Annotated in this window: 18 protein-coding genes; 6 read left to right on the top strand and 12 right to left on the bottom strand. The window is 72.3% G+C overall.

Annotated features, from left to right (window positions below; translation table 11 throughout):
- Positions 1-60: 60 nt before the first annotated feature.
- Positions 61-2,328 (bottom strand): polyribonucleotide nucleotidyltransferase, encoded by a 2,268-nt coding sequence (locus HQQ88_RS12605; RefSeq protein ID WP_123293920.1) that lies wholly within the window; start codon positions 2,326-2,328, stop codon positions 61-63.
- A 281-nt stretch (positions 2,329-2,609) separates the two neighbouring features.
- On the opposite strand from HQQ88_RS12605, the gene HQQ88_RS12600 reads away from it, so the two are divergent.
- The gene (locus HQQ88_RS12600) at positions 2,610-3,824 is read left to right on the top strand and encodes a hypothetical protein (protein ID WP_173169605.1); all 1,215 of its coding nucleotides are present in this window, start codon (positions 2,610-2,612) and stop codon (positions 3,822-3,824) included.
- Positions 3,825-3,834: 10 nt separating this feature from the next.
- On the opposite strand, the gene HQQ88_RS12595 is transcribed toward HQQ88_RS12600, so the two are convergent.
- The 8 genes from HQQ88_RS12595 to HQQ88_RS12560 all read right to left on the bottom strand — a co-directional run bounded on the left by HQQ88_RS12595 (position 3,835) and on the right by HQQ88_RS12560 (position 8,977).
- The gene (locus HQQ88_RS12595) at positions 3,835-4,068 is read right to left on the bottom strand and encodes a ferredoxin (RefSeq protein WP_173169604.1); all 234 of its coding nucleotides are present in this window, start codon (positions 4,066-4,068) and stop codon (positions 3,835-3,837) included.
- Positions 4,065-5,381: an NADH-ubiquinone oxidoreductase-F iron-sulfur binding region domain-containing protein gene (locus HQQ88_RS12590; protein ID WP_216834659.1), complete on the bottom strand. Its 1,317-nt coding sequence runs from the start codon at positions 5,379-5,381 to the stop codon at positions 4,065-4,067. The genes HQQ88_RS12595 and HQQ88_RS12590 overlap by 4 nt, the downstream gene beginning before the upstream one ends.
- Positions 5,378-5,935 carry a ferric reductase-like transmembrane domain-containing protein gene (locus HQQ88_RS12585; RefSeq protein ID WP_133939016.1) on the bottom strand — a complete coding sequence of 186 codons (558 nt, stop codon included), beginning with the start codon at positions 5,933-5,935 and terminating at the stop codon, positions 5,378-5,380. Before HQQ88_RS12585 ends, HQQ88_RS12590 begins: the two co-directional genes overlap by 4 nt.
- Positions 5,935-6,894, bottom strand: coding sequence for an FAD:protein FMN transferase (locus HQQ88_RS12580; RefSeq protein ID WP_173169603.1), 960 nt, complete (start codon positions 6,892-6,894; stop codon positions 5,935-5,937). Before HQQ88_RS12580 ends, HQQ88_RS12585 begins: the two co-directional genes overlap by 1 nt.
- On the bottom strand, positions 6,891-7,277 hold the full coding sequence (locus HQQ88_RS12575) for a hypothetical protein (protein WP_173169602.1): 387 nt from the start codon (positions 7,275-7,277) through the stop codon (positions 6,891-6,893). Before HQQ88_RS12575 ends, HQQ88_RS12580 begins: the two co-directional genes overlap by 4 nt.
- Before the next feature lie 126 nt (positions 7,278-7,403).
- Positions 7,404-8,021, bottom strand: a complete 618-nt coding sequence (locus HQQ88_RS12570; RefSeq protein ID WP_173169601.1) for a CE1759 family FMN reductase — start codon at positions 8,019-8,021, stop codon at positions 7,404-7,406.
- Positions 8,022-8,158: 137 nt separating this feature from the next.
- Positions 8,159-8,428: a 30S ribosomal protein S15 gene (rpsO, locus tag HQQ88_RS12565; RefSeq protein WP_070416523.1), complete on the bottom strand. Its 270-nt coding sequence runs from the start codon at positions 8,426-8,428 to the stop codon at positions 8,159-8,161.
- Positions 8,429-8,530: 102 nt separating this feature from the next.
- Positions 8,531-8,977 (bottom strand): VanZ family protein, encoded by a 447-nt coding sequence (locus tag HQQ88_RS12560; protein WP_123293926.1) that lies wholly within the window; start codon positions 8,975-8,977, stop codon positions 8,531-8,533.
- 116 nt (positions 8,978-9,093) lie between these two features.
- Here HQQ88_RS12560 and HQQ88_RS12555 point away from each other — a divergent pair, with 116 nt between their 5' ends.
- Genes HQQ88_RS12555 through HQQ88_RS12545 form a run of 3 tightly spaced genes read left to right on the top strand, consistent with a single transcriptional unit; the run spans position 9,094 to position 11,581 of the window.
- Positions 9,094-10,176, top strand: coding sequence for a glycoside hydrolase family 6 protein (locus tag HQQ88_RS12555; protein ID WP_173169600.1), 1,083 nt, complete (start codon positions 9,094-9,096; stop codon positions 10,174-10,176).
- Between the two features lie 41 nt (positions 10,177-10,217).
- The gene (locus tag HQQ88_RS12550) at positions 10,218-11,267 is read left to right on the top strand and encodes a M4 family metallopeptidase (protein WP_173169599.1); all 1,050 of its coding nucleotides are present in this window, start codon (positions 10,218-10,220) and stop codon (positions 11,265-11,267) included.
- Between the two features lie 38 nt (positions 11,268-11,305).
- Entirely contained in the window at positions 11,306-11,581 is a 276-nt protein-coding gene (locus HQQ88_RS12545) for a protealysin inhibitor emfourin (RefSeq protein ID WP_173169598.1), read from the top strand.
- Between the two features lie 155 nt (positions 11,582-11,736).
- On the opposite strand, the gene HQQ88_RS12540 is transcribed toward HQQ88_RS12545, so the two are convergent.
- From HQQ88_RS12540 to HQQ88_RS12530, 3 genes are all read right to left on the bottom strand, one after another.
- Complete coding sequence (locus HQQ88_RS12540; RefSeq protein ID WP_367917015.1) at positions 11,737-13,980, bottom strand: AAA family ATPase; 2,244 nt, start codon at positions 13,978-13,980, stop codon at positions 11,737-11,739.
- Positions 13,981-14,053: 73 nt separating this feature from the next.
- Positions 14,054-14,890 (bottom strand): aldo/keto reductase, encoded by an 837-nt coding sequence (locus HQQ88_RS12535; RefSeq protein ID WP_123341052.1) that lies wholly within the window; start codon positions 14,888-14,890, stop codon positions 14,054-14,056.
- Complete coding sequence (locus HQQ88_RS12530) at positions 14,890-15,261, bottom strand: FKBP-type peptidyl-prolyl cis-trans isomerase (RefSeq protein ID WP_123293932.1); 372 nt, start codon at positions 15,259-15,261, stop codon at positions 14,890-14,892. Before HQQ88_RS12530 ends, HQQ88_RS12535 begins: the two co-directional genes overlap by 1 nt.
- Positions 15,262-15,330: 69 nt before the next feature.
- Between HQQ88_RS12530 and HQQ88_RS12525 the strand changes: the two genes are divergently transcribed.
- Together HQQ88_RS12525 and HQQ88_RS12520 are read left to right on the top strand one after the other, a co-directional pair.
- Positions 15,331-16,650: an MFS transporter gene (locus tag HQQ88_RS12525; RefSeq protein WP_173169596.1), complete on the top strand. Its 1,320-nt coding sequence runs from the start codon at positions 15,331-15,333 to the stop codon at positions 16,648-16,650.
- 242 nt (positions 16,651-16,892) lie between these two features.
- Positions 16,893-17,978, top strand: coding sequence for a YihY/virulence factor BrkB family protein (locus HQQ88_RS12520; RefSeq protein WP_173169595.1), 1,086 nt, complete (start codon positions 16,893-16,895; stop codon positions 17,976-17,978).
- Positions 17,979-18,000 lie beyond the last annotated feature (22 nt).

Raw genomic sequence — 18,000 nt, 5'->3', positions numbered from 1 at the left:
GCAACGACGAACGGCCGTCGCCCCGGAAGGGACGACGGCCGTTCGTGTGCCAGGGGTGGATCAGACGGTGGCGTCCGTCGACTCCTCGCGGGCACCGCTGGAGTCGGTGTCCGACTCCTCGGCGACGACCGGCGCGAGCGACAGCTTGCCGCGGTCGTCCACCTTGGTGACCTCGACCAGGACCTTCTGGCCGACGCCCAGGACGTCCTCGACGTTCTCCACACGCTTGCCACCGGCGAGCTTGCGCACCTCGGAGACGTGGAGCAGACCGTCACGGCCCGGGAGCAGCGACACGAAGGCGCCGAACGTGGCGATCTTCACGACGGTGCCGAGGAACTGGTCCCCGATCTCCGGGTTGGTCGGGTTCGCGATCGCGTTGACCGACGCACGAGCGGCCTCGGCCGACGGTCCGTCGACGGCACCGATGTAGACGGTGCCGTTGTCCTCGATCGAGATGTCGGCACCGGTCTCGTCCTGGATGCCGTTGATCGTCTTGCCCTTCGGGCCGATCAGCTCGCCGATCTTGTCGACGGGGATCTGCACCGAGATGACGCGAGGAGCGGTGTCCGCCATCTCGTCGGGGGCGTCGATCGCCTCGTTCAGCACACCGAGGATGGCCGAGCGGGCCTCCTTGGCCTGCTTCAGCGCCGCGTCGAGCACCGTCGACGGGATGCCGTCGAGCTTGGTGTCGAGCTGGATCGCGGTGACGAACTCCGAGGTACCGGCGACCTTGAAGTCCATGTCGCCGAGGGCGTCCTCGGCACCGAGGATGTCGGTCAGTGCCGCGTAGCGGGTCTGACCGTCGACGGTGTCGGACACCAGGCCCATCGCGATGCCGGCGACCGGGGCCTTGAGGGGCACACCGGCGTTGAGCAGCGAGAGGGTCGAGGCGCAGACGGAACCCATCGAGGTCGAGCCGTTGGAGCTGAGCGCCTCGGAGACCTGACGGATGGCGTACGGGAACTCTTCACGCGTCGGCAGCACCGGCACGAGGGCGCGCTCGGCGAGGAAGCCGTGCCCGATCTCGCGACGCTTCGGCGAACCCACACGGCCGGTCTCACCGGTCGAGTAGGGCGGGAAGTTGTAGTGGTGCAGGTAGCGCTTCTTCGTGACGGGCGACAGCGAGTCGATCTGCTGCTCCATCTTGAGCATGTTCAGCGTGGTGACGCCGAGGATCTGCGTCTCGCCGCGCTGGAAGATCGCCGAACCGTGGACGCGCGGGATCACGGCGACCTCGGCGTCGAGCGGACGGATGTCGGCCAGACCTCGGCCGTCCATGCGGACCTGCTCGGTCAGGATGCGGCCGCGGACGACCTTCTTCGTGACCGACTTGTACGCGGCGCTGACCTGCGAGTTGGCGACGTCGGGCAGTTCGCCCGCCGACACCTTCGCCGCGATGGCCTCCTTGACGCGCGACTTGAGTGCGTCGTCGGCGTCCTGGCGCTCGGTCTTGGCGGCGATCTTGTAGACGTCACCGAGCTCGGAGAGCGCGATGGCCTCGACGGCCGAGTAGACCTCGGGCGCGTACGGCGGGAAGACCGGGTAGTCCTGGATCTCCTTGGCGGACTGCGCGGCGAGCTTCGCCTGGGCGTCGACGAGGGACTTGAGGAACGGCTTGGCCGCCTCGAGACCCTGCGCGACGACGGCCTCGTCGGGCTTGGTGGCGCCGCCCTGGATGAGCTCCCAGCTGTGCTCGGTGGCCTCGGCTTCGACCATCATGATGGCGACGTCCTCGTTGCCCGCCTCGTCGGTGACGACACGGCCGGCGACCGTGAGGTCGAAGACGGCGTCGGCGAGCTGCGATGCCTTCGGGAACGCGACCCACTGTTCGCCGATCAGCGCGAGGCGCACACCGGCGATCGGGCCGGAGAACGGCAGACCGGAGATCTGCGTCGACGCGGACGCGGCGTTGATGGCCAGCGCGTCGTAGAACTCGTCCGGAGCGATGCTCAGGACGGTGATGACGATCTGGACCTCGTTGCGCAGGCCGTCGACGAACGACGGGCGCAGCGGCCGGTCGATGAGTCGGCAGACCAGGATGGCCTCGGTCGACGGGCGGCCTTCGCGGCGGAAGAACGAACCGGGGATCTTGCCGGCGGCGTAGGAGCGCTCCTCGACGTCGACGGTCAGCGGGAAGAAGTCGAATCCTTCACGCGGGTGCTTGCCGGCGCTGGTGGCCGAGAGGAGCATCGTTTCCTCGTCGAGGTACGCGGCGACCGCGCCCTGCGCCTGCTGTGCGAGCCGACCGGTCTCGAACCGGACGGTGCGCTTGCCGTACTTGCCGTTGTCGATGACGGCTTCGGCGAACTTGATCTCGGGACCCTCCAAAAGGGTGCCTCCTTGATGTGTGTTCGGCAGGCCGTGGCGACGGCACTCGATGGTGCGTGCGCGCCGATCGTTCCGGACGCATGTCTGGCCAGCAGTAGAAGCACTCGGGAAACCGTTCCGGCCCGCGAGCCACCACCGATGACCAGCTCCGTGCCCGGCCTGCGCAGTGTTGTGTCGAACATCCGGGGAAACGGTCCTCGGACACGATGGACTTTACCAGTCCACAGGGAATCGGCGGCGCGGCTCGCTGACGGCCGGGCGAGCCTCGGTAACCTGCTGCCATGCGTCTCACCCCCTCGCGGGGCGTGCTCGTCGCGGCCGCCGTGGTCGTCGGCGCGCTCGTCGCCCCGGTCCTCACCGCTGTCCCGGCGTCCGCGACGGAGTACCCGACCTGGCAGGACGTGCAGCGGGCCAAGGGGAACGAGACCGCCAAGCGCGCCGAGGTCACCAAGGTGCAGGCCGCGCTGCAGTCGGCGCAGGACGAGGCGGCGGCGAAGTCGCAGGCCGCGCTGACGGCCTCGTCGAAGGCGGACGCGGCCGAGGCGGAGCTGGCGGAGGCCACCCAGGCCGCCACGAGCCTCCAGGCCCAGGCGCACCGCGCGTCCGAGACGGCCGAGCGCGCGCAGACACGCGCCGGGCAGCTGGCGGCGAACCTGTACCGCGACGGCAGCACGAACCAGATGACCACCCGGATCGCGACCGCGGGGAACCCCGACCAGCTGCTCTACCAGCTGGGCGCGCTCGACCAGCTGTCGTCCACGTGGTCCGGCGTGATGGACGAGGCGTCCGTCGCGGCCGGAACGGCATCGTCACTGCACGAACAGGCCGAACGCGCCGAGACCGAACGCGCGACGCGTGCGCAGGCGGCCGAGGAACGGTCCGCGGCGGCGAAGTCCGCCGAGGCCGTGGCGAACGCCGCGGTCGAGTCGACCGAGCAGCACAGCGACGAGCTGTACGCGCAGCTCGCGTCGCTCCGGGACACCACCGCGAAGCAGGCCGCCGGGTACGAGCTCGGGCAGAAGGTGGCGGCGCAGAAGGCCGAACAGCAGCGCAAGCGTGCGGCGGCCGCCGCGGCACAGGCGGCGGCAGCAGCCTCGGCGAGCGCCGACACCGGCAGCGGCGGGAGCACCAACGCCGGCGGCGGTACGGGCACGAGCTACCCGAGCACCGGCGGTGTCGTCGTGGACCCCGCGGCCGCGCAGGCCTACGCGCGGAGCGCCCTGGGCTCGTACGGTTGGGGCGACGACCAGTTCTCCTGCCTGGTGTCGCTGTGGACGCAGGAGTCCGGCTGGCGGGCGAACGCGCTGAACGCCTCGAGCAGTGCCTACGGCATCCCGCAGTCCCTGCCCGCTGACAAGATGTCGGCGGCCGGGGCGGACTGGCGGACGAACGCGAACACGCAGATCAACTGGGGACTCGCCTACATCAAGAGCGCCTACGGGTCGCCGTGCGGTGCGTGGGGCCACGAGATGAGCGTCAACCCGCACTGGTACTGAGCACGACCGCTCACTGTTCCACCAGCCGCAACGCCTGCAGCGGGCACATCGCCACCGCGTCCGCAGCGGCGGCGCGTTCGTCCGGCCGCACCGGCACGTCGCGGGTGCCGCCGCCGTCCCGTGCGATCGGGTAGCCCCACTCGTCGCGCGCCAGCCGCTCGGCGAACAGTTCGGTGCACAGGCCGCGTCCCCGGCAGCGGGTCCAGTCGACGTGCAGCACGACGGGACCTGCGGCGGCGGTCATCGGAGTCCCCCGACCGAGCCGGACCCCGCCGAGCCGGACCCGGCCGCACCGGGCCCGACCAGGCACGCGCCCCGCAGGTGCGCCTGCACGTCGTCGTGGAACACGTCGAGGGCGCTCCGCACCATCCGCGCGACGCCGTCCGGGTGATGGCAGGCCCCGCGTCCGTCGACCAGGGCAGCGATCCGCCGGACCTCGCCGGCCAGGTCGCCCGCCCGACGCCCGGAGGCCAGGTCGGCGACCACGTCGGCGATCCGCGGCAACCCGTTCACGCACGGCCCGCAGCGGCCGGCGGACGCCCCGGCGAGCGCCGCGGCGAGGCCTGCGGTGACCCCGACCGGACAGGTCCGGTCGTCGAGCACGGCCAGCACGCCCGCCCCGGGCGCCGCACCCCACGGTGCGAGCCCGTCGACGTCGAAGGGCGCGTCGAGCGCTGCGGCCGGCACCCAGGTGCCGCCCCACCCGCCGAGCAGGACGGCTCGCGTCCGTCGCGGGTCGGCCGCCGACAGCCGGGAGGCCCCCAGCAGCTGCCCGAGCGGCGCACCCCCGGCGGTCTCCAGCACCACGGCACCGGCCGGGTCGGTCACGTCGCTGACCGTCACGAGACGGGTGCCGGGAGCACTCGCGCTGCCGACGCTCCGCGCCCACGCCGCCCCGTACCGTGCGACGAGGGCCGCCTGCGCGAGGGTCTCGACGTTCGACACGAGGGTCGGGCGACCGCTCGGGCCACGGTCGGCGAGCCGCACGACGCGGTCCTCCGGCAGGCCTCGTCCTCCGGCGACGGCCGAGGCGAGTGCCGTGGCCTGCCCGGCGACGAAGCTGGTGTGGGGCAGAGCTCGGACCTCGATGGCGACCGGGTCGGTGCCGGTGCCGCGCCGGCCGTCGGTGCGTTCGGCGAGTGCCTGCCGGACCCGGTCGGCGAGCCGCGCGCTCGTGGCGACCACGGCCTCGGTCGCACCGATCGCGAGCGCCGCGACGACGATGCCGTCGAGCACCAGGTGGGGTGCGCGTTCGAGCAGGACGGCGTCCTTGCGGCTGGCGGGTTCCCCCTCGGCGCCGTTGGCGATGACGATGGGGGCACCGCGGCTGCCGCGCCGGGTCCGGCCCGCCACGGCGTCGAGCTTGCGGGCGAGCGGGAACCCGGCTCCGCCGCGGCCGTCGACCCCGGCGAGACCGATCTCGTTGATGATCCCGGGTCCCACGTGCGGCAGCGGCCCGTGCGTGCGGAGGTGGGCGTCGAGCCCTGGGCCGGGGGCGGCGAGGAGTCGCTGCGTGCCGGTCGGTGGTGGCATGGTGAGCGGGTGGGCCAGGGTCATCGGAGGGCCTCCTTCGGGGTCGGACGGAACGCGGTGACGCCGGCCGTGCAGCGCCAGGCCACGGCGCCGAGGACGGCGGCGGCGCAGACCCCGGCGACCACCAGGAACCAGGCGGACGTGCCGTCGGTCCCGGTGCCGATCGCGTGCGCCATCGCGATCGGCCACATGGCGTAGGCGGCCCAGTGCACGGCGCGGAACACCCGCGGACCGATCACCCGGCGGAGCATCCCCGTGACGACGAGCACCACGAGCAGGTCCACCGCCAGGGTGCCGAGCCCGAGCCAGAACCAGCGGTACGCGCCGATGAACGGCACGACGGCGTCCAGCAGGCGCAGTTCGGCCTCGGTGTCGAGCAGCAGCGTCACCACGTGCACGGCCACGAACACGGTGGACGCGAGGGCGACGTCCCGGTGCACGAGCTGCACGCCGAACCGCGGCAGGCCGGGGAACGGTCGGCCGCCGCGGGTCACGATGCCGAGCAGGACCGTCAGGGTCAGGAGCACGACGGCGGCGACGCCCGTGCCGCGGCCGATCACCCAGAGCGCGGTGTCCATCAGGCGGCGTCCGCCCCGTCGACGGTGACGGAACCGTCGGCAGCCTGGTCCTCCGGCCAGCCGCCGAGCCGCAGCACCGAGCCGTCGGCCGCGACGAGCCGGGCCGCACGGCCGCTCTGCCGGAGCCACTCCACGGCGCCGTGCCCCCGGACGACGGCGGCGGTGGTCATCGTGTTGGCGGTGGTGCACGAGGGGGCGACGACCGTCACCGACCGCCACACCGGGTCGGCGGGCAGGCCCCACCGGGGATCGAGGATGTGGTGCCGCGCGGTCCCGTCCTGCTCCCAGCGGCGCTTCTGCGTGCTCGAGGTCGCGACGGACCACCCGGAGGCGATGCGGACGTGGTCGACGGGGTCGTCCGCCAGGTCCTGCACGCGCACCTGCCAGCCGCCGGAGGGGTCCGGGCCGGCCGTGGCGACGTCCCCGCCGAGCGAGACGAGGGCGCCGATGCCGAGCCGCGCGGTGATGCTCGCGGCCGCCATGTCCGCGGCGGCGGCCTTCGCCGTGGCACCGAGGTCGAGCGTGACGCCCTCGGGGACCCGCAGGAACGTGCCGGACAGCAGGATCCGCTGCCACGCCGGGCGGTCGTCGAGCGATCGGGCCACGGCGTCGGGTGACGGGACCGGAGGCGCGTCGGCGAACGCGGCGTCGTACCCGAGGGACACCATCCGTCGGCCGAGCGTCGGGTCGACGTCCCCGTCGGACAGCCGTGCGGCGTCGACGGCCTGGTGCACGAGCGTCGCCAGCAACGGCGAGACCTCGGTGCCGCGCACCAGGTCGTCGGCGCGGGACAGGAGCTCGGAGTCGTCGCGGAACCGGCTGCACGCGGCGTCCACGGCGGCCGTGACCTCGCGGACGCAGGACTCGGCGGCGGCGAGGTGGCGGCGGTCGCGGTGGTCGAGGACGACCCGGGCGGTGGTGGTCCAGAGGTCCCACTCGGCGGCGGCGCGCACGGTCACGATCCCGTCGTCGTCGTGTCGGACGACCCACCGGTGGTGCCCTGCGAGACGCCGGTGTCATTGCTGCTCGTGCCGCTGTCGGTCGACGAGTCGGTCGACGAGCCGTTCGACGAGCCGTTCGACGAGTCGGTCGACGAGCCGTTCGACGACGACGAGGAGGACGAGGACCCGGAGTCGGTGGTGGCGTCGCTCGACGTCCCGGTACCCGAACCGGAGTCCGTCGTGGTGCTCGTGCTCGTGGACGTGTCGGTCGTCGTCGTGCTGGCCTGCTCGTGCCCGAACCACAGCCCGGCACCCGTGACCGTTGCGACCGCGAGTCCGCCCAGGCTCACGAGCGCACTCGTGACCCGCGCGGATCGCTTGCCGTTGCCTCTGGTGTCCATCGGTCCTCCTCGTCGTCATGACGAGGTTCCCGAGCCCACCGATGAGCGAGCCGCCAGCCGGCCGCACTCCGACCCCACGAACCCTGTGGTCCGCCTAAGAGCGCGCCACGGGGTCAGCGGTCCGGGTCAGTGACCGAGGCCACCGAGCAGGCTCGCGAAGTCAACGGACGTGGGGAGCGCGTCGGCTTCCTGCGGGGCCCGCCGGGAGGCCCGGATCGCCCAGGCCAGGTCCGCTCCGGCCCGGCGGATGCGTCCGTCCAGGGCCGCGGCGTCGCCGTCGCTCCCCCAGTCGTCGGTCGCGGCGAACACGCCGGTCGGCACCACCGCTGCACGGAGGTAGGCGAACACCGGACGCAGGGCGTGGTCGATGGCGAGCGAGTGCCGCGAGGTCCCGCCCGTGGCGCCGAGCAGGACGGGCAGGTCGGCGAGCGCGTCCTTGTCGAGGACGTCGAGGAACGACTTCGCGAGACCGCTGACGCCGGCCGTGAAGATCGGCGTGACGAAGGCGACGGCGTCGGCCTCGACCACCGCGGCCGTGGCGGCGGACAGCGCGGGCGCCGCGAAGCCGGTGAGCATCGCGTCGGTGATCTCGTGCGCGAGCGGCCGGAGCTCGACGTGCAGGACGTGCGCGGGCGTGCCCTCGGCGACGAGCGCGGCGACGGCGGCCTCGCCCAGGCGGTCGGCGAGCAGGCGGGTGGAGCTGGGCTCGGAGAGTCCGGCGGAGACGACGGCGATGGTGGTCATGGTGGTTCCCGACTTTCGATGCGTTTGCATGAACATCGTACCGAACCGCACGCCGCGCGCAACCATTCCCGGGAACGGAGAACGCCCCGGTCCTCGCGAGGAGGACCGGGGCGTTCAGTCAAGCCGTGAGGCGTCGACTAGCGGCGCAGGCCGAGGCGCTCGATGAGCGCACGGTAGCGGGCGATGTCGACGTCGGAGAGGTAACCGAGGAGACGGCGACGCTGACCGACCATGAGCAGCAGACCACGACGCGAGTGGTGGTCGTGCTTGTGCTCCTTGAGGTGCTCGTTCAGGTCGTTGATACGACGCGTCAGAACGGCGACCTGGACCTCGGGGGAACCGGTGTCGCCCGGGTGGGTCGCGTACTCTTCGATGATCTCCTGCTTGACCTTCGCGTCAAGTGCCATGCGTAGATCCCCTTTCAGTCCGTTGCGCGGTGCCCGTGCCTGATGCACGAGCGCTCTTTGTCCGCGGCCGTTCGACGGCAACCGCGCAAGACTACCAGAGTCCTAGGCGGTCCTGGCGCGCAGGCGACGACGCCGGGGCGCCGGCAGCAGACTGCGGACGAGTCCGACGAGCGTCGCGCCGAGCAGTCCGCCGAGGCCGTTCGACAGCACGTCGCGGGGGTCGGCGACCCGGTAGGGCAGGTAGGTGGCCTGCGCGAACTCGATGCCGGTCGACAGGGCGACCGCGACCAGGGCCCCGAGGATCCACCAGCGCCGCGGCAGCCAGAGTGCGGCGAGCATGCCGACCGGCACGAACATCGCGATGTTGGCCAGGAACTCGGTGCGCTCGTACGTGAACCAGGTGCCGTGCGGCAGCTGCTGCACCCAGGCGATCGCGTGCAGCACGAACGAGTTCTGTGCCGAGGTGAAGACCTGCGGGGTCAGCGTCATCCGCCAGATCACCCAGGCGTACGCCGCGGTCACGGCGAGGAGGAGGAGTCGACGGAACATCCCGGTATTCTGCAACACCGTCCTGCGGGGTCGCTGGAGCGCTCCTGGCAGAAGCCGTCGGCCGACCTGAACGAACACCCCGGTGTCCTGGTCAGGACTCCCCCGCACCTGTCAGCATGGGTGCGAACAAGGAGGACCGCCGGATGCCGGAGCACCAGGGGAAGCGTGCGTCCGCGCGACGTCAGTGGCTGTGGATCGCGGCCGCGGTCGTCGGTGTCGCGGCGGTCGTGACGGCGCTCGTGGTCGTCGTGCCGCACGGCGGCGGCCCGGATGCCGACCCGCCGAAGAGCGGACGGGACGTCGTGACGCGGAAGACCGCGGAGCAGGCGTTCCCCGGCGGCCTCGCGCACCAGCCGTCGGACGTGAACCAGCCGGGCATCCGCGAGCGCCAGGCCCGCGCCGCCGGACACGACGACACCGCGGCGCAGATCGCCCGTATCGCCGACCAGCCGATCGCGACCTGGCTCACGAACACCTCGCGGTCCGAGACGCGCACGACGATCCGCACCGTCGTCCGGAACGCCGAGCAGCAGCGGGCCACCCCGGTGTTCGTGCTGTACACCGTGCCGGACCGCGACTGCGGCAGCTACTCGAAGGGCGGCACCACCGACGACGCGTACCTGCCGTGGGTCCGCTCCGCCGTCCGCGCGATGGCCGGCTCGAAGGCCGTCGTGCTCGTCGAACCGGACGCGATCGCACAGATCCAGAACTGCGAGCGCCTCCGCGACTCCCGACTCCCCCTGCTCCGCAAGGCCGTGGACGCCCTGACCGGGCACGGACTGACGGTGTACCTCGACGGCGGCAACGAGAACCGTGTCCCGACCGCGACGATGGCCGACTGGCTGCGTCAGGCGGGTGTCGACGAGGTGCAGGGCTTCTTCACGAACGTGTCGAACTTCTACCGCGTCGACCAGGAACGCGCCTACGCCGACGAACTCGCCGACGCGATCGGTGGGGATCCGCACTTCGTCATCGACGTCTCCCGGAACGGTCAGGGCTGGCGCGGGACGTGGTGCAACCCCGAGGGTGCGGGTCTCGGCCAGGCACCGCACGTCACCGGCGGATCGAGCCGGCTCGACGCCCTGCTCTGGGTCAAGACGCCGGGGCTCAGCGACGGCACGTGCAACGGTGGACCGGCCGCCGGGCAGTGGTGGGAGTCCTACGCGCTCGGCCTGGTCGAGAACCGCAAGCGCGACTGAGCCGGTGCCGGGGTGTCGGTGCCCGGTGGTTGCATGAGCGCATGACCCCGACCGACAGCCGGCGCTCCGTCGTCCCGCCCTACCTGCTCCACGCCGTGGCCCAGGCGGCAGAGTTCCCCCGCGCGGCGTCGGCCGCGCGCACCGCACTGGCGTCCCTCGAGCTCGTGCAGAGCCCGAAGCACCAGCACCTGGTCGCCCCTCGCCGTGTCAGCGGCACGGTCGACCGGTCGCCCCAGCGCACGATCGCCGACGCCCGCGGCGCGACGACCCTGCCCGGCACGATCGTCCGGAGCGAAGGCGACCCCGACACCGGTGACGCGGCCGTCGACGAGGCGTACGCGGGCCTCGGCGCGACCCATGCCTTCTGGCTCGACGTCTTCGGCCGGGTGTCGATCGACGGTGCCGGACTCCCCCTCGACGCCACGGTCCACTTCGGGCAGGACTACGACAACGCCTACTGGGACGGCAGCCGGATGGTGTTCGGCGACGGCGACGACGAGGTCTTCCGGCGCTTCACCATCGCGCTCGACGTCATCGGGCACGAGCTGGCGCACGGCGTCACGCAGTACACCGCCGACCTGACCTACCAGGGGCAGTCCGGGGCGCTCAACGAGTCGATCAGCGACGTGTTCGGCTCCCTCGTCGCCCAGTACGCGGCCGGGCAGACCGCCGAGCAGGCGAGCTGGCTCATCGGCGAGGGGCTCTTCACCGATGCCGTGCACGGCGACGCTCTGCGCTCGATGCGGTCCCCGGGTACCGCCTACGACGACCCGGTGCTCGGCAAGGACCCGCAGCCCGCGACGATGGCCGACTTCGTCGTGACGACCGACGACGCCGGTGGGGTGCACACGAACTCCGGCATCCCGAACCACGCGTTCTTCCTGGCGGCGACCGCGATCGGCGGGTACGCCTGGCAGGGCGCCGGTGCCGTGTGGTGGGACGCCCTGACCTCGGACGCCGTCACCGCCTCGATCGACTTCGCCGGGTTCGCCGCCGTGACGATCGACGCCGCTGGGTCCCGGTTCGGCGCCGGTTCCGCGGAGCACACCGCGGTGCAGGATGCCTGGCGCACGGTGGGCGTCCTCGACTGAGACGATCGAGCGCCACGCACCGGCGTACGGTCGGGAGCATGCGCATCGAGGTCCGTCGTTCCGGGGGCTTCGCCGGTACCACGCGGCACTGGCGGGTCGACACCGCCACGAGCGCCGACCCCGCGGCGTGGTCCGAGGTCGTCGACGCGCTCCCCCGGACCCCCGCGACGGCGACGGCCGGGCCGCCGGTCCCCGACGACTTCACGTGGACGATCACCGTCGAGCGCACGACCGTGACGATCCCGGGCCGCCGTCTCGACGGCGCGTGGGCCGACCTCGTCGCGCGCGTCCGCTCTGCAGGCGACCAGTCCTGAGACGGCAGGCCCGTGCCGGAGCCACCACGGGCCTCCCGTCCGCCCCGCGCCGGCCGGACCGCCGCGGATCGTGAGCACGAATGGTCGCCTCCGCGCGGCGAACTCGACCATTTCTGCTCACGAAGTGGCCGCGCGCGATGCGCGAACGCGACCCCTCAGTCGACGTCGATGACCGTCAGGCGCCGCGTCGGACGGGTCATCGCGACGTAGACCGCGGCCGCCGGGCGCGCAGCGTCGGCACCGACCCGGTCGGGGTCGACGAGCAGCACGCCGTCGAACTCGAGGCCCTTGGCGTCCGCGCCCGTCAGCACCGTGAGCGACCCGGCGTGCGGCGAGGCGAGCCCGCGCACGTCGGCCTCGGTGCGCGTGAGCCGCTGCCGGACGGCGTCGACCTCGGACTCCGGGACGATCACGCCGATGGTGCCGGCACCGATCCGCGACCGTTCGGCGTCGGCGACCGACACGACCGTGTCGAGCAGGTCGGCGCGGGCGACGCGGACGCGCTCGACGGGGTCGCCGTCGCGCACGGCCTCGTTGCGGGTGACGGTCAGGCCGGCACCGTCGGCGAAGACGCCGGCGGCCTCGACGATCGACCGCGGGGTGCGGTAGTTCACGGTGAGCTGCTCGATGCGGTGGTCGAGCGGCACGAGCGGTGCCCGGCCACGGCGTCGGCGGGCGAGCGCGCCGAGCACGTCGTCCCAGGTGCGCGCGGCCCCGGGCGAGGAGCCCTGCGCCATGTCGCCGACGATCGTGAAGGAGCGCAGCGGGTTGCGGCGGGCGAGCACGCGCCACTGCATCGGTGAGAGCTCCTGCGCCTCGTCGACCACGATGTGCCCGTAGGTCCACTCGCGGTCGTCGGCGGCACGCTCCGCGGTCGAGCGGGGGTCGCCGCCCTCGGCGAACGAGCCGGCGACCTGTTCGGCGGTGACGATGCCCTCGACGCCCATGTTCTCGATCGCCTGCCGCGCGTTCTCGATGTCACGGTTCCGGCTGGCCTTCGCCGCGCGCTTGGCGGCGCCGCCGGTCGGGTCGAACGGGCCGAGCAGTTCGGCGGCCTCGTCGAGCAGGGGGACGTCCTCGACCGTCCAGGCAGCACCGCGTGCGCGCTGCAGCAGGGCACGGCGCTCCGGGGTCCAGTCCGGGGTCAGCGAGGCGAGCCACTTCGGACGGGCGTACAGGTCCTCGAGGAACTTCTCCGGCGGCAGCGGCAGCCACGCGGTGTTGAGCAGCACCCGGGCGTCGTAGGAGCTCCGGATGTCCTCGCGCAGGACCTTCTCGTCGGCCTCGTCCACCGTCGTGCCGCGCTCGCGCAGCTGTTCGGCGAGCAGCCGGGTCATCGCGTCGAGCGCGAGCTTGTTGAACGTCACGCGCGCGGCGTTGTGGGGCTTGCCGCGGTCCTGGGCGCGCTTCATCGCGTCGGCCACGAGCTGCGGCGTCACGACGAGCCGCTCACCCTCGACGTCGAGCGTCACCGACTCGGTCGGCACCACCTGGCGGGAGCGCACGGCGCGGCGCAGGAGTGCGGCCGTCTGCGCGGAGCCCTTCACGGCGGCGACGTCGCGGGGGTCGTGCGTCGTCGCGTGCACCCCCGGGTAGAGCGAACCGAGCGAGGCCATCACGACGCCGGTCTCACCGAGCGACGGCAGGACCTGCTCGATGTAGGTCAGGAACGCCGGCGACGGGCCGACCATCAGGACGCCGGAGCCCCGCAGCCGCTCGCGGTACGAGTACAGCAGGTACGCGGCACGGTGCAGCGCCACGGCGGTCTTGCCGGTACCGGGGCCGCCCTGCACGATCAGCACGCCCTCGAGCGGGGAACGGATGATGCGGTCCTGCTCGCCCTGGATGGTGGCGACGATGTCGGTCATCCGGCCGGTGCGCTCGGCGGTCACCGCGGCCAGCAGCGCCCCCTCGCCCTGCAGGTGGGTGCGCTCGTCGTCGTAGAGCGAGGCGTCGAACACCTCGTCCTCGACGCCGACCACCCGACGGCCCTCGAGCGACAGGTGGCGACGCGAGCGCATGCCCATCGGGTGCGCCGCGGTGGCCTGGTAGAACGCGCTGGCACCGGGCACACGCCAGTCGAGCAGGAGTGGGCGGTGGTCGGCGTCACGCAGGCCCACGCGGCCGATGTAGCGGAAGGCCTCCTCGGAGCTGTCGGGCTCGGAGACCTCGAGCCGGCCGAAGACCAGACGGTCCCCCACGCGCTCGAGCGTCGCCACGGTGTCTTCGTAGAGTCGGGCGTACGCGTCGCGCTCGCTGCGGCTCTGGTGGTTCCCGCCGACCGCCTGACGACGGGTCTCGGCGAGACGCTGCTCGGCCTCGGCGGTCAGCTCGTCGAGACGGCGGAAGAGGCCGTCCACGTAGCCGCGCTCGCGGTCGATCTCGGTCGGTTCGGACACACGCAACCCTTCGGGAAGAGGGGAATCCAGTGTACTGCCCGCTGGAGGCCCGCAGTTCCCGAAGGATCGTCGGTCACATCTCTTCGTGCGTGTCCGGGTCTGCGTCCCAGAGCCGGCCGCGCTCGAGGCCGGAGATGGCCTGCACCTCGGCATCGGTCAGCTCGAAGCCGAACACGTCGAGGTTCTCGCGCTGCCGGGTGGCGTCGGCCGACTTCGGCACCGGCACGGCACCGAGCTGGACGTGCCACCGCAGCACGACCTGGCCGGGAGTCACGCCGTGGGCCGCTGCGGCGTCGGTGATCGGCTGCTCGGTGAGGAGCTCCGACCGCACGGCGAGCGGGCTCCAGCTCTCGGTCACGATGCCGAGCTCCTGGTGCACCTTCCGCAGTTCTGCCTGCGGGAAGTACGGGTGCAGCTCGACCTGGTTCACGGCCGGGGCGACACCGGTCGCGTCGATGATGCGGCGCAGGTGCTCCGGAGTGAAGTTCGAGACACCGATCGAGCGGACCTTGCCGCTGTCGCGCAGGTCGACGAACGCCTTCCACGTGTCGACGAACTTGTCCACCGACGGGTTCGGCCAGTGGATCAGGTACAGGTCGACGTGGTCGAGCCCGAGGTTGCCCAGGGTCTCGTCGATCGAGCGGTGCGCCTCGTCGTAGCCGTGGTGGCGGCCGGGGAGCTTCGACGTGACGACGAGGTCCTCACGCGCGACGTCGGACTCGCGGACGGCACGGCCGACGGCGTCTTCGTTGCCGTAGTTCAGTGCGGTGTCGAGCAGCCGGTAGCCGCTCGCGATGGCGGTGCCGACCGCGGCCGCACCCTCGTCGCCGTTCAGGCCGTAGGTGCCGAGGCCGAGCTCCGGGAACCGGTGGCCGTCGTTCAGCTCGATGGTCGGGGCACCGACCTGCATCAGCGCACCCCGAGCAGGTCGATCACGAAGATCAGGGTCTTGCCGGACAGGAAGTGGCCACCACCGGCGGGTCCGTAGGCGAGCTCCGGCGGGACGACGAGCTTGCGGCGACCGCCGACCTTCATGCCGGGGATGCCCTCCTGCCAGCCGCGCACGAGCGCTGCGAGCGGGAAGTCGATGGGCTCACCGCGGTTCCACGAGCTGTCGAACTCCTCGCCGGTCTCGTACTCGACGCCGGCGTAGTGCACCTTGACGGTCGAGCCGGCGGACGCTTCCTCGCCGGAACCCTCGACGATGTCGGTGATGACGAGATCGGTGGGGGCCGGGCCCTCGGGCGCGTCGAACTCGGGCTTGCTGTTGAGGTCAGTCATGCGATCCAGTCAACCAGAGCGCGGCAACGGCAGACGCAACGGCCACCCAGGCCGCAGAATGGTTCCACCGTGACACGACCCACTCCCGCACCGCCGCGCCGCCGCCTGCTCGCCGACCTCACCCCGCTCCGCCGATCCCCCGCCTTCGCCCGGCTCTGGGCGGGCACCGCGATCGCCGGGATCGGCACGCAGATGACCACGGTGGCGGTCGGGCTCGAGGTGTACGAGATCACGCACTCCACCTTCGCGGTGGCGCTCGTGGGGGTCATCGCCCTGCTGCCGATGGTGGTCGCCGGCCTGTACGGCGGCATGCTCGCCGACGCCTTCGACCGCCGCACCGTCGCACTCGTGTCGTCGATCATCGCCTGGGTCGCGGTCGCCCTCATCGCCACCCACTCGTGGCTCGGACTGCACAGCGTCGCACTGCTCTACGTCCTGGCGACCGTGAACGCCGTCGCGGCGACCGTGAGCAACGCCTCGCGCTCGGCGATCGTCCCGCGACTCGTCGGCACCGACCTGCTGCCCGCGGCGAGCGCCCTGGGCGGGATCGCCTCCGGGTTCCAGGTCACCGTCGGACCGGCTGTCGCCGGCGTCCTGATCGCGAGCGTCGGGTTCGCGCCGACCTACACGATCGACGTCGTCCTGTTCACCTTCGCGTTCCTCGGGGTGTTCACGCTGCCGCGGATGGCGGCCGACCACGGTGCTCTCCGTCCGGGGCTGAGCTCCCTGGTCGAGGGCGCGCGGTTTCTGCGGAGGTCGCGCAACATCACCATGACGTTCGTGCTCGACATCGTCGCGATGACGTTCGGCCAGCCCCGCGTCCTGTTCCCCGCGATCGGGGCGCTCGTGATCGGCGGCGGATCGATCACCGTCGGCACCCTCACGGCCGCCTACGCGATCGGCGCGCTGCTGTCGAGTGTCTTCTCCGGTCCGCTCGGGCACGTGCGCCGCCAGGGCGAGGCGGTCGGCTGGGCCATCACCGCGTACGGCGGCGCGATCGCGGCGTTCGGCGTCGTCATCGCGCTCGCGCACGTGCTCGGCGGACGCTCGGGCGAGTCGTTCTCGGTCGGGATCCTGCCCGCGCTCGGGTTGGCGGCGCTGTTCCTGGCGGCGGCCGGCGGTGCGGACAACGTCAGCTCGGTGTTCCGGAACACGATCCTGCAGGCGGCGTCGCCGGACGGCATGCGCGGGCGGCTGCAGGGCATCTTCATCGTCGTGGTCACCGGCGGTCCGCGGCTCGGTGACCTGTACGCCGGCCTGGTCGTCGCGGCCGGCATCGCGTACCCGCCGATCATCGGCGGCGTGCTCATCATGGCGCTCGTCGCGCTGCTCCTCCGCCTCGTCCCCTCCTTCCGCCGCTACGACGCCCTGCACCCCCACGCCAACTGAACGGCGAGCGGCCGCAGGCCCTCCCGCGAAAGCGACAGATCTGCGCGAACCTTCCGCGGGCGTCTGTCGCTTTCGCGAGACGGACGGCAGACCGTGGCGGGATCGTGTCGCTCTGACGGGGTCGACGCGACCACGGGCGGACGGGAGGCGCGGGGCGGCGCCGCCACGGGCCTCCCGTCCGCCCCGCGGCGCGACCACGGCACGGCACGGCGTGACGTCACGTGTCGGGTACCGTACAACGCATGCCGGACAGCGCATCGCGCGATCTCCAGCGGACGGGAGTCCGCGCCGTCGTCCGGCGCACCTACCACTCGGTCATCCGGCACCGCGTCGTCGACGCGGCCGCGTCGCTGACGTTCTTCGCGCTGCTGACCGTGTTCCCCACCGCGCTGACCGTGGTCTCCGCACTGTCGATCGTCGACCGCAAGGGCGACAGCCTGGCCGACATCATCGGTGTGCTCGGGTTCATCCTGCGCCCGGAGACGGCCGAGCACCTCGAGACCCCGCTGCGCCAGCTGCTGACCCTCGACAACCCGTGGCTCGGCTTCGCGACCGGCGTCGTGCTGACGCTGTGGTCGCTGTCCGGGTACGCGACGGCGTTCGGGCGGGCGATGAACACCTCGTACGAGGTCGAGGAGGGTCGGCGGATCTGGAAGTTCCGCAGCATGATGCTCCTCGTGACCCTGCTCGTGATGGCGGGCGGGGCGATCGCGATCGTGATCCTGCTCGGCACCCCGACGATCTCGGCGGCGATCGTCGCGTCGTTCGGCTGGGCGCCGTGGATCGACGACGTGTGGAACGTCGTGAAGTGGCCCGTGCTCGCTGCCGACCTCGTCGTGATGGTCGCGGTCCTGTACTACGCGACGCCCAACGTGAAGACGCCGCAGCTGCGGTGGGTGTCCGCCGGTGCCGCGTTCGCCATCGTCACCTGGGCGCTCGCGACCCTCGGCTTCGCCGTCTACGTCGAGACGATCGGCGGCGGCAACCGTGCGTACGGGTGGCTCGGCGGCGGGATCCTGCTGCTCGTCTACCTGTACATCTCGAACTTCGTGCTCGTGGTCGGCGGTGAGCTCGACTCCGAGGTGATCCGGATGCGGCAGCTCCTGGCCGGCATCGAGGCCGACGAGTCGATCCGGTTGCCGCTGCGCGACGTCACGCGCAACTTCACGCTCGCCCGCTGGCGGGACGCCGACATCGCCGCGGCGCGGAACGTCCGGACCACCGCGGCCCAGGTCGCCGCCGACGAGGACGCCGAGCCGACTCCGGCGCAGGAACACCTGCGCGACGTGGCCCAGCAGGTACGCGTCGGCGAGGCGCCGATGCCCTGAGGTGGTCGCGCTGGATGCGCTG

This window comes from Curtobacterium sp. VKM Ac-2861 (assembly GCF_013204965.1).
Lineage (GTDB): Bacteria > Actinomycetota > Actinomycetes > Actinomycetales > Microbacteriaceae > Curtobacterium.
The sequence above is the reverse complement of the archived record's forward strand: the minus strand, read 5'-3'. Positions and strand labels throughout refer to the sequence as shown.